The organism is Chryseobacterium sp. WG23 (assembly GCF_024586575.1).
GTDB lineage: Bacteria > Bacteroidota > Bacteroidia > Flavobacteriales > Weeksellaceae > Chryseobacterium.
On the sequence record NZ_JALCZE010000011.1, the window covers coordinates 40521 to 52562 of the forward strand.

The window sequence follows — 12042 nt, forward strand, 5'->3', positions numbered from 1 at the left end:
TGTTTAAAATCTTTTGTGACTAAATTTAAAAGTTAAAAATGAAAATTAAAAATATAGTCAGTCTTAGTCTCATCTGTTTTGTGTTCGGAAATCTTTCCGCACAAAATCCGTGGCCAAAACCCACGGAGACTGCAAAACCATGGACACGCTGGTGGTGGATGGGAAATGCAGTTGATGAAAAAGGATTAGATAAACAACTGATAACACTTAATCAAGCGGGTTTTGGAGGGGTAGAAATCGTCCCGATTTATGGAGCAAAAGGCTTTGAAAATCAGTATATCAATTATCTTTCTCCGGAGTGGATGAAAATGCTTCAGTTCACTACAAACAAAGCAAAAAGCCTGAATATGGGCGTCGATATGTCGGTCGGAACAGGTTGGCCAATTGGCGGACCGCAAGTTAACGAACAGGATGCGGCCACAAAAATGATTGTTCAGACGTACATGATTTCATCGGGTGAAAAATTTGCAGAAAAAATCATTTTGAAAAATGAAAAAAAGAAGAATTTAAAAACTATAAAACTGGATATTGTAACGGCTTACAATGAAAAAAATGAACCGGTGGTTTTAACAGATAAAGTTAATGCTGATGGGGCTTTAAATTGGAAACCAACGTCAGGAAAATGGATAATCTACGCAGTTTTCGCTGGTAAAACTTTGCAAAAAGTAAAACGTGCTGCTCCGGGTGGAGAAGGCTATACGTTGGACCATTTTTCACCGGAGGCAACCAAAGATTATCTGAAAACTTTCGATAAAGCTTTTGGAAATTCAAACTACGGAATCCGTTCTTTTTTCAATGACAGTTATGAGGTTTACAACGCGGATTGGACGCCGGATTTTTTAAATGAATTTAAGAAGAGAAGAGGGTACAATCTAAGTCCATACATTAAATATTTGGTCAGCAATGAGGAGAATGAAATTGCAGGACGGGTAAAATCAGATTACAGAGAAACGCTGAGTGAATTGATTTTAAACAATTTTACCAAAGATTTCACCCATTGGGCGCATTCAAAAAACTCAAAAAATACTAATCAGGCGCACGGTTCGCCGGGAAATTTGCTGGATTTGTATGCAGCAGTTGATATTCCTGAATCTGAAACTTTCGGAAGTTCAATTTTTGGAATCCCTGGATTAAAAAGAGATACTGCGGATATTCAGAAATCAGATATGCCGGATTTTAATATGTTGAAATTTGCTTCTTCGGCAGCGAATGTGACAGGGAAAAAGTTAACTTCAAACGAAACTTTTACATGGCTGACAGAACATTTCAAAACCTCCTGGTCACAGACAAAACCAGAAGTGGAACAAGTGTTTTTATCGGGAATTAATCATGTTTTTTATCATGGTACAACGTATACACCGGCGGATGTTCCGTTTCCGGGATGGCTGTTTTATGCTTCGGTAAATTTTGTTCCTGAAAACAGTTTGTGGCCCCATTTGAAGGGTTTAAATTCTTATATCGAACGTACGCAATCTGTTTTGCAGAGCGGAAAATCGGATAACGAATTGCTGATGTACTGGCCTATTTACGACCAATGGGCCAATCCGAAAGGGAAGGAGGTGACATTCAAAGTTCATAATGTTGAAAAATGGTTACAGCCCACTCCGATGTATGAAAATCTGAATAAACTCAGTAAAATGGGGTATTCCTTAGATATGATTTCGGACACAATGATTGGCGAATCGAAGCCTGAAAACCAGAAGATTCAGGTGTCGGAAGATGGCTCTACATATCAGGTTTTGATTATTCCCGAATTAACTTATCTGCCCGAATCTACTTTAAAAAATATTTTGGATTTGGCTCAAAACGGAGCTTCAATAATTTTTCAAAATGAGCCGAAAGATATTCCCGGAAATTTTGAAGTGGAGAAAAGAAGAGCGCAATTAAAATCTTTATGGAACCAAATCCAGTTTCAAAACCAGGCTGTAAATTTGAAAACGGCGAGCTTTGGAAAGGGTAAAATCATTTTAAGTTCGGATATTGCGAAAGCGTTGGAATATTTAAAAATAGAAAGAGAAAAACTGACTGACACCGGATTGAAATTCGTGAGAAGACAGTTTGACGGTGGAAAATATTATTACATCGTGAATCACACTTCAAAGGAAATTAATCAAAATATTCCTTTAAATTTTGTCGGAAAACAAGTTGTCCTAATGAATCCTGAAAACGGAGATTTTGGACTTGCTGAAATTCAGAATAATTCGGTTAGAGTACAACTGAAATCGGGAGAATCTTTAATTATAAAAGCTTCTGAAAACATAAACAGTTCAATTTCAAAATGGAAATATGTTGAAAAGACAGATTCTCCTATCAATTTAAATCAAAACTGGCAATTAACTTTCAAAGAAGGCGGTCCCGAACTTCCAAAATCAAGAAAATTAAAGAAATTGGAACCCTGGACCAATTTCTCAGAAGATATTGCAACACAGAGCTTTTCAGGAACGGGAGTGTATACGACCACTTTAAATTTGAATAAAAAAAATGCAGACGATTATCTGTTGAAATTTGATAAGCTGTATGAAAGTGCAAAAGTAATTGTCAACGGTCAGGAAGCGGGAATTGTATGGAGCATTCCTTTTGAAATCAACATTGGAAAATACCTTAAAAAAGGAAAAAATACCATTCAGATTGAAGTTTGTAGTTTAATGGCGAACAGAATCCGTTATATGGATCAAAATAAAATTCAGTGGCGTAATTACCACGAAATCAATTTTGTGAATATCAACTATAAGCCTTTTGATGCATCTAACTGGAAAGTGCAGCCTTCCGGTCTGGATGGCGAAATTAAATTGATTCCAATACATTATTCAAAATAAAATTAAAAGAAATGAATAACAAAATAGTAAAAACATTCGCATTAGGAACTTTGCTGACATTCAGCTTTTCTAATGCTCAGCAGAAACCAAAAGTCGTTTTAGACAATTTTTTCAACAACGAAAAAAAGGAAAATAAAGAAACCAAAGTCCTGGAATCCTGGCATTATACATGGAATGACACCAGCAACGGCGGGTTTTCTTTGTTGGGAGAAATTTTCACAAAACAAGGCGCAGAAATCAGTATGCTGACAACTGCTCCGACCAAAAAAGATTTGAAAAATGCCGGTATTTATATCATTGTCGATGCGGATACTGACAAAGAAGCTTACGGTGGAAAGGCAAATCTGATTGATGCAGCAAGCATCAAAAATTTGGTGGAATGGGTGAACAATGGTGGTGTTTTGGTTTTAATGAGCAACGACAGTGGTAATTCTGAATTTGAACATTTCAACAAACTGGCGGGAGAATTTGGAATTCATTTCAACGATGACAGTTACAACCGTGTTCAGAAAAGAGAATTCGAGCAGGGAAAAGTGATGGTTCCGGCAGGAAATGAAGTTTTTTCTGAGCAGAAATTATATATGAAAGAAGTGGCGACGATTTCAGTGAAAAGTCCGGCGAAAGAATTGCTGTCTGCGGAAGGCAAAAACATCGCCGCCATCGCAAAAATTGGCAAAGGAACTGTCTTTGCATTGGGCGATCCGTGGTGTTATAATGAATACATTGACGGCAAAAAACTACCCGCAGATTTTACCAATTATCAGGGAACTGAGGAGTGGGTAAAGTGGTTATTGAGGCAGACTTCTAAAAAATAATTTCAATAGCGCAATCGATTGAAATTGAGTATTGGAATAATTGGGCAGCTTTGAACTTCGTTCGTAAATTTAGCTAAAAGCATCCACTTTTTTCTCACTTATGCCCTTCGTTCCTGCTTTTTGCCTCCGCTTTGCTCCGACAAAAAGAGCTCAGCTCAGGTCAGGCTGCAAGCGATTCAACTTAACATCCTTGTCAAGGTTCTAAACCTTGACAAGGATAAAATTCAATGGAACAGGCTGAAGCCGTTTACGAATAGTGAAAATATAGATTGGCTTTAGCCGAAACTTATGAAGCAAAGATTTATGAAAATCAAATATATACTCATCACATCTGCCATTTTTCTATCGCAGCTATTTTCTGCACAGAGACAAATGGAATACCTCAAACGAGGAATTGTTGCCATTCCTGTAGAATCAGGGGTTTTCGTGAGTTGGCGTCTGCTAGGAACAGAGGAGCAAAATACCCATTTTGATTTGTATCGGACTGAAAATAATTCAACCATAAAACTGAATGAAAAACTCCTTTTAAACGGAACTAATTTCTTAGATAAAACTGCTGATAAAGCGAAGAATTATACCTATTTCGTTAAGTCAAATACTCAGGATAAATCAGTTGACAATGATTCTGCAAAATATGTAGCCAATCAAAAACCTTATTTTTCCATTCCCTTAAAAACACCACAAGGTTATACCCCGAATGATGCTTCTGTGGCAGATTTGGATGGTGATGGTGAATATGAAATCATTCTGCATCAAACCGGAAGATCAAAAGACAACAGTCAGAAAGGTATTACTGATCCACCCATCATCCAGGCTTACAAAATGAATGGTACATTTTTATGGGAAATCAATCTGGGAAAAAATATCAGAGAAGGAGCGCATTATACACAGTTTTTGGTATACGATCTCGATCAGGACGGTAAAGCCGAAATCGTAATGAAAACCGCCGACGGAAGCAAAGACAGCAAAGGAAAATTTATTGGAGACCCAACAAAAAATTACGTCAATGAAAATGGAATGATCCTTTCCGGACCGGAATATCTGACAGTTTTTAACGGACAAACCGGAGAAGAAATTAATACTGTGAACTATGAAGTTCCAAGATTTGCAGGCAGTCTGAATCCAACCGACGAGCAAATGACAGAAACGTGGGGCGATGCAAAAGGGAACCGATTAGACCGATTTTTAGGTGCTATTGCTTACCTGGACGGTAAAACTCCAAGTGTAATTATGTCGAGGGGATATTACACCAGAACGGCAATCGCGGCATGGGATTATAAAGATAAAAAACTCAGTTTGCGATGGCTTTTTGATACCGAAAGTTCGGAAGAAAATAAGAAATTCCGTGGTCAGGGAAACCATAATCTGAGTATTGCGGATGTTGATAATGACGGAAAAGATGAAATTATCTTCGGTGCTATGACGGTTGATGACAATGGGAAAGTGCTGAACAGTACAGGCTTTGGTCATGGTGATGCGCTGCACGTTGGAGATTTAGACCCATCTAATCCGGGATTGGAGATTTTTGATATTCAGGAAAGATTTGATGATGCAGGTGCACATTTCAGAGATGGAGCTACCGGGAAAGTTTTATGGAAATTACCATCTTTAATTTATAGTAAACAAGGCAAATTTCAGGGGCCGGGACGAGGATTATCTTTAAATATAGACCCAAGGTATGAAGGTTCAGAATGTTGGGCTGCAGGAGCGGGAGTTAAAGGTATTTACGATGCGAAAGGAAAAAAAATCAGTGAAAAAAATCCGTCAGTTAATATGGGGATTTATTGGGATGGAGATTTTTTAAGCGAAATTCTAGACGGGACCTCCGTATCAAAATGGGATTGGAATAAAGAAAAATCGGATTTGATTTTTGATGCTAAAGATTTTCAGTGTGAATCCAATAACGGGACCAAGAAAAACCCTTCTTTGGTCGCCGATTTATTCGGGGATTGGCGGGAAGAAGTGATGTACAGAACCTCAGATAATAAGGAACTTCGGATTTTCAGTTCGACAATTCCGACGAAGCACCGTTTGTACACGTTGATGCATAATCCACAATACCGGTTGAGCATCGTCTGGCAAAATGTAGGGTACAATCAGCCTCCCCATACCGATTATTATTTGGATGAATCTGTTTCAAAGGTTCCTGCGCCAAATATTTATACCGTTAAACCTTAATATTTATAGAATTTAAATTTATTTTAAACATTAAGAAGTTTAGAAAAATAGATAATTAATAATTAAAAGAAAGATTAAGAGATTTGACGAAGTCAAAATAATAAGTGTTATGCTTAAAAAATATCTTGATGTTTCCTTAATTAATCTTAATCCTTTAATTTTCTTAATGTTGAAGTTTTTAAAACTAATACATTGTACAATAAAAAATATATATAATTATGAAGAAAGTATTAATGAAAGGCGCTTTTTATGCGTTGATTATTGGAGTTTTATCTTCTTGTTCAGTTCAGAAAGAAACAAGGGCAAAGAACGTTAATCTCCCGGATAAAAAAGAAGTGTTGGAAGTTTCACGAAGAGCAAATCAATATTTCATGAACAAATGGCCGGATCCGGGAAAGGAAGTTGTCGGCAAAAAAGTATGGCCGAGCAATCTTTGGACGCGGGCTGTTTATTACGAGGGATTAATAGCATTATATAAAGTAGATCCTAAAAAAGAATATTACGATTACGCCATCGACTGGTCTCAAAAGCACAATTGGGACATGATGCGCGGAACCTACACCCGAAATGCCGACAATCAGGCTTGTGGACAAACGTATCTTGATCTTTACGAAATTGACGGAAGGAAAAATCCGGAAAGAATAAAATTAGTGAAAGCCTCGATGGACAGTATGATCACCTCCAAAAAATCAGATGACTGGTGGTGGATTGATGCACTTCAGATGGGAATGCCAATTTTTACAAAACTGGGCAGAATTACGGGTGAGCAAAAGTATTTCGATAAAAACTACGAGATGTATGCTTTTACCAAATATAAGCATGGCGGAAATGGTTTGTACAACCCAAAAGATAAACTTTGGTGGCGAGACAAGAGTTTTGTTCCGCCTTATAAAGAACCTAACGGTGAAGATTGCTACTGGAGCCGCGGAAACGGTTGGGTAGTTGCTGCTTTGGTACGTACGCTGGAGGACACGCCAAAATCCGACCCACATTATCAGGAATATTTGCAGGATTATAAAGATTTGTTATCAGCTTTGCTGCCCATCCAAAGAGAAGATGGCTTCTGGAATGCAAGTTTACATGACCCAAACAATTTTGGGGGCAAGGAAATGACGGGAACCGCTCTGTTTGTATATGGAATGGCGTATGGAATCAATAAAGGTTTAATTGATAAGAAAACGTATTTACCCATTGTTGTGAAGGCCTGGAATGCAATTGCAAAAGATTCCGTTCAGCCTAATGGATTTCTGGGCTGGGTACAGGGAACAGGAAAAGAACCTAAAGACGGTCAGCCACTTGCTGTTGACAAAGAACCTGATTTTGAAGATTATGGTTTAGGCTGCCTGTTGCTTGCTGCCAGTGAAGTGTATAAATTGAAGTAACGTTTTTATTACCATAAATTTCGCAGATTTGCACAACTGATTGCGTCTAATTTGACAACTTAAATAAAGTATAGCATAAACATCTGTGTAGATTTGAGAAATCTGTGGGAAAATCAATAAAGTCGGACTTTAGCTGACTATAAATAAGAACCAACAATAGAATGTACCTTAGTAAATGGGCTTTAGCCCATTTCTATTGATGTTTTTTAGAGAACTGAATTAATTTTAATAGATGATTTCAAGTATTGAACTTTTAATTCTTTGTTTGGCTACATCGAATCATTGATTTAAAAAAAAAGAATTATTATTGTAAACATGACACTACAAGATGCGCAATCGATTTCATAGTATTAATTTTCAAATTCAATCCATAAGATAAAATTATGAATGCATTATTAGGAGTTTTTTTTCATTTCTTAGGAGGCTTTTCTTCAGGAAGTTTTTACCTGCCTTATAAAAAAGTAAAAGGCTGGTCCTGGGAGACGTATTGGTTAATAGGAGGTGTTTTTTCCTGGATCATCGTTCCGCCATTGGCTGCTTTTATGACCATTCCTGATTTTTGGGAAATCATTCAGAGTGAAAGTTCTTCCATATTGGGACTGACGTTTTTGTTTGGTGCTTTGTGGGGAATTGGCGGTTTTACTTATGGTTTAGGAGTCAGATATTTGGGTGTTGCGCTTGGGAGCAGCATTATTTTGGGACTTTGTATGATATTCGGATCATTGGTTCCTTCTATTTATTATGAATTTTCTCCGCAAACAGGAAAAGACAATATCGGTTTACTGTTTTCCAGCAATTGGGGACAGTTTGTGTTATTGGGACTTCTGGTTTGTGTTATTGGAATCGTCATCAGCGGAAAAGCAGGGATGATGAAGGAAAAAGAGCTGCAAACCGGTTCAATAGATCCTCATGGTGTAGAAGTAAAAACGGAATATAAATTCGGGTTGGGAATAATAGTTTCCATCATTTCCGGTGTTTTAAGTGCATGTTTCAATTTCGGACTGGAGGCAGGAAAGCCAATGGCCATTGTAGCCAATGAAGCCTGGAAACTAGCAAATCCGGGACAGGGAGAATTTCTTTTTCAAAATAATGTAACCTATGTGGTTGTTCTTTGGGGCGGGATGGCAGTCAATCTGATCGGCTGTCTGTATTTGGCTTTTAAAAATAAATCTTACACCGACTATACTAAGAGAAATGTACCTGTTGCAAAAAATATCATCTTCTGTGCGCTTGCCGGAACCATGTGGTTTTTACAGTTTTTCTTTTATGGTATGGGTGAAAGTAAAATGGGAAATGGGGCGAGCTCGTGGATTTTACACATGGCATTTATTATCTTCATTGCTAATTTGTGGGGAGTCATTATTAAAGAGTGGAAAGGAGTTTCCAAAAGAACCATTACTACCATTGCTGTTGGAATGATCGTCATGTTTATTTCTATTTTGATGGTAGGGTATGGCAATTCCTTAAGATAGCCTTCCCCCTGTTTCATTGACGGTTTCACAATATCTATTCATATAGTTTCAGAGTTAAAAAATAACTCAATAAGGCACTGATTGTTTCAGTGTCTTTTTTATTTAAAAGCAATTAACTCTAAAAAAAGGGGATCTGTTTGAAATAGGAATTTATAATTCACGGTTTAGTTAAGTATTTTATTGAATGATTGATAATTTACACGTGATTTGTTGAGTATTTTAAAATATAACTTAAATATTTGCAGTTAATTGTGGTAAATTATGAATATTGCAATACAGGATATTGCAGGATGCCTGGATTTTTGTAACGGTGTATTTTGGTAACATAAAAATTAACATATGTCTTTGATAGTTAAACACAAAAATATAAAGCGAATAGTCTTTCCGGCATTTATGCTTTCAACAAGTTTTGTCTGGGGGCAAAAGGCGGTAAACGATACTGTGAAAAACACAAAAGATATTGAGGAAGTAGTTGTTATCGGTTATGGTAAAGTTAAGAAGTCAGACTTAACAGGATCTGTTTCTTCAGTTTCTGCAAAAGATTTAGCAGCTACACCGGCAATGAACGCTTTACAGGCACTGCAGGGAAGAGCTGCAGGTCTGAATATTGTGACTGCAGGCGGTGCCCCGGGAGCCAGCGCCAATGTTACGATCAGGGGAGGTTCTTCCATTACCCAAAGTTCTGATCCACTTTATATTGTAGACGGTTTCCAAATGGATAACGCTTTGAATGTGATTAATCCTAATGATATTGAAAGTATCGACGTACTAAAAGGAGCTTCTGCGATTGCCATTTACGGAGCCCGTGGTTCCAATGGTATTATTGTTATTAAAACTAAAGGTGGTAAAAAAGGAAGAACGGTTATCAACTATAATACGTTCATGTCATTTGATATGCTTTCAAAGAAACTGGATATGCTCTCAAATCCGGAACAATATGTAAAGTATCAGTACGAATTAGGAATGCTTCAGTCTAAGCCATCAGCGTGGAGTAATGTTTTTGATAATAATTTGGGGACAGATTCACCAGGGTTTTATTCCGGAGCCTATCAGAGAATTGCCAATCGCTACGGGTCTGCTTCTGCATTAGACTGGCAGGAGAAAATGTTGGGCGGAACGGGAGTAACTCAGAACCACAACATAAATATTTCTGCAGGAAATGATAAAACACAGGCATTCATTAGTTATAATTATAATAAGCAGGAGGGTCTGCTTCAAAATTTTAACGAAACAAGAAATTCATTACGTGCCAATATCACTTCGGAATTGTATAAAGGAGTAAGAGTAGATTTCAACACTATGTTTACGAACAATTCTGTAAATGGGGGAGGAGCCTATTCCGGGATGAAAAAAATTCTTCTTCAGCCTATCACCGGAGGTACATTGTTTACTCAGGATCAGTTGTTCAACAATCAGACTTTTCCGGATTTTTCAGCGTTAGATTCCGGTTTCGATACAGAAAATCCATTCATAGAAAATCAGGCATCTACTTCCAACAAACGTACAAGAACATTCGTAGCCAATGCAGGTGTCGAATTTGATTTCCTGAAAAACTTCACATGGAGAACTGCCGGACAATATAGCTGGACAAACAGTAAATCAACATCTTTTTCAGATCAGAATTCACGCGCCTTTCTTACAGACCCTATCAACACAGGAATTAACGGAAATATCGCCAATGCGGAAACATTCCGTTATCAGATTACCAATACTTTAAATTATAATAAAACTTTTGGTGAAAAACATAAAGTAAGTGCTTTAATCGGGAACGAAATCTGGTATGAAGAATCCGAAGGAAGCAGCATGAAACTTACGAAATTCCCGTATCCTAATTTCGGGTTGGATGATATTGCCAACGCAACGGTAGCTGATAAAAATACAGACAGATCAAGTATGAGCTTACTTTCTTATTTTGCCCGTGTGAATTACAATTATGATAATCGTTACTTAATTACAGGGACAATACGTGCGGACGGTTCTTCAAAATTTGCGAAGGATATTCGTTGGGGATATTTTCCATCAATAGCAGGTGCTTGGCGCGTTTCTCAGGAAAGCTTCTGGAAAGAGCATAAGATTAATAATTTTGTTAATGATTTTAAATTAAGAATTGAATACGGGGCCACTGGTAATAACGGGGTTGCTAATCATTTATGGAGAACCAATGTTCTGCTTACAGATTATCCGATGAACAATACCCAGGGATATCCTGCCTATGTTACAAGCACAAACTGGGGAAATCCATATCTTCAGTGGGAAGAACTGAGAACAACCAATATTGGGGTAGATTTAGCTTTTTTCAATAGCAGAATTAAATTAACCTCCGAATGGTATAATAATAACGTCAGCAAAATGCTTTTTGAAAGTGTACTTCCCGTTTCCTCAGGCTATTCAAGACAATATCAGAATATTGGTTCTATGAGAAACAGAGGAATGGAATTCACATTAAATACCATCAATTTAAAATCAGAAAATTTCAGATGGACAACAGACCTTAATATTTCTTTCAATAAATCTAAAGTTCTTTCTCTTGAAAACGGACAACTGAATAAAACGTTCAGTGTCGGAGGAAGCAGAACGGGAATGGTAACCTATTATGCAACTGTGGGAGAAGAATTGGGTGATATGTACGGATATGTTTATCAGGGAGTTTACACGACTGATGATTTTACCCAAAATCCAGATGGATCATTAACCTTAAACCCGGGTGTTGTAAAGCCTGCCAACGGAACTCCTAAACCGGGAGATATGAAGTTTGCTGCTGATAATGAGGCGGGTGATCAGTTTACAAGAAAAATGCAGAAGATAGGAAACGGTACTCCGGATTTTATCGGGGGAATCAGCAATAACTTCTCCTACAAAGGCTTTGACCTGGCTGTGTTTATGAAATTCAGCGTTGGTAATGATATTTATAACGCAACCAAGCAAAGTTTAAGTCCATACGCCATGTTCCAGAATGCTCCTTCAGAATTCGGGAACAATTATTATCATTTGATTGATCCTAATACCGGACAGGCAACGACAAATTTGATTAGGCTTAAAGAGCTGAATCCTGATGAAGGCTCAAGACTGTGGAGCTTAAGCAATACAAATACTGCAAATATCGCTTATCCATCATCGTATTATGTAGAAGACGGCTCCTACCTGAGAATTGCCCAGGTAACATTAGGATACTCTTTTCCTAGAGAATTTTTAAATAAAGTGATGCTAACCAATGCCCGTATCTATTTTACCGTTAATAATCTGGCGACAATTACAGGGTACTCAGGGTATGATCCTGAAGTTTCGGCGGCAAGCGGGGTGACTGTGACACCTGGATATGACAGCTCTACATATCCTCGTTCACGAAGCTATGTTCTTGGTCTTAACTTAACTTTCTAAT

6 protein-coding genes are annotated in these 12042 nt (G+C 37.6%); all 6 read left to right on the forward strand.

Going from position 1 to position 12042, the window contains the following annotated elements; genetic code table 11:
• The first annotated feature begins 38 nt into the window (after positions 1–38).
• Positions 39–2816 carry a glycosyl hydrolase gene (locus MP477_RS16935; RefSeq protein WP_257191299.1) on the forward strand — a complete coding sequence of 926 codons (2778 nt, stop codon included), beginning with the start codon at positions 39–41 and terminating at the stop codon, positions 2814–2816.
• 11 nt (positions 2817–2827) lie between these two features.
• Entirely contained in the window at positions 2828–3631 is an 804-nt protein-coding gene (locus MP477_RS16940) for a hypothetical protein (protein WP_230038341.1), read from the forward strand.
• A gap of 303 nt (positions 3632–3934) precedes the next feature.
• On the forward strand, positions 3935–5809 hold the full coding sequence (locus tag MP477_RS16945; protein ID WP_257191300.1) for a rhamnogalacturonan lyase: 1875 nt from the start codon (positions 3935–3937) through the stop codon (positions 5807–5809).
• 218 nt (positions 5810–6027) lie between these two features.
• On the forward strand, positions 6028–7191 hold the full coding sequence (locus MP477_RS16950) for a glycoside hydrolase family 88 protein (protein ID WP_257191301.1): 1164 nt from the start codon (positions 6028–6030) through the stop codon (positions 7189–7191).
• 383 nt (positions 7192–7574) lie between these two features.
• Entirely contained in the window at positions 7575–8663 is a 1089-nt protein-coding gene (gene rhaT, locus MP477_RS16955) for an L-rhamnose/proton symporter RhaT (RefSeq protein WP_257191302.1), read from the forward strand.
• Positions 8664–9002: 339 nt separating this feature from the next.
• Entirely contained in the window at positions 9003–12041 is a 3039-nt protein-coding gene (locus MP477_RS16960) for a TonB-dependent receptor (protein ID WP_257191303.1), read from the forward strand.
• The last annotated feature ends 1 nt before the right edge of the window (position 12042 follow it).

What these genes read in the sequence shown, in the direction of transcription:
- MP477_RS16935 (WP_257191299.1), top strand. Translation starts at nt 39, where the DNA reads ATGAAAATTAAAAATATAGTCAGTCTTAGTCTCATCTGTTTTGTGTTC.
- MP477_RS16940 (WP_230038341.1), top strand. Translation starts at nt 2,828, where the DNA reads ATGAATAACAAAATAGTAAAAACATTCGCATTAGGAACTTTGCTGACA.
- MP477_RS16945 (WP_257191300.1), top strand. Translation starts at nt 3,935, where the DNA reads ATGAAAATCAAATATATACTCATCACATCTGCCATTTTTCTATCGCAG.
- MP477_RS16950 (WP_257191301.1), top strand. Translation starts at nt 6,028, where the DNA reads ATGAAGAAAGTATTAATGAAAGGCGCTTTTTATGCGTTGATTATTGGA.
- rhaT (WP_257191302.1), top strand. Translation starts at nt 7,575, where the DNA reads ATGAATGCATTATTAGGAGTTTTTTTTCATTTCTTAGGAGGCTTTTCT.
- MP477_RS16960 (WP_257191303.1), top strand. Translation starts at nt 9,003, where the DNA reads ATGTCTTTGATAGTTAAACACAAAAATATAAAGCGAATAGTCTTTCCG.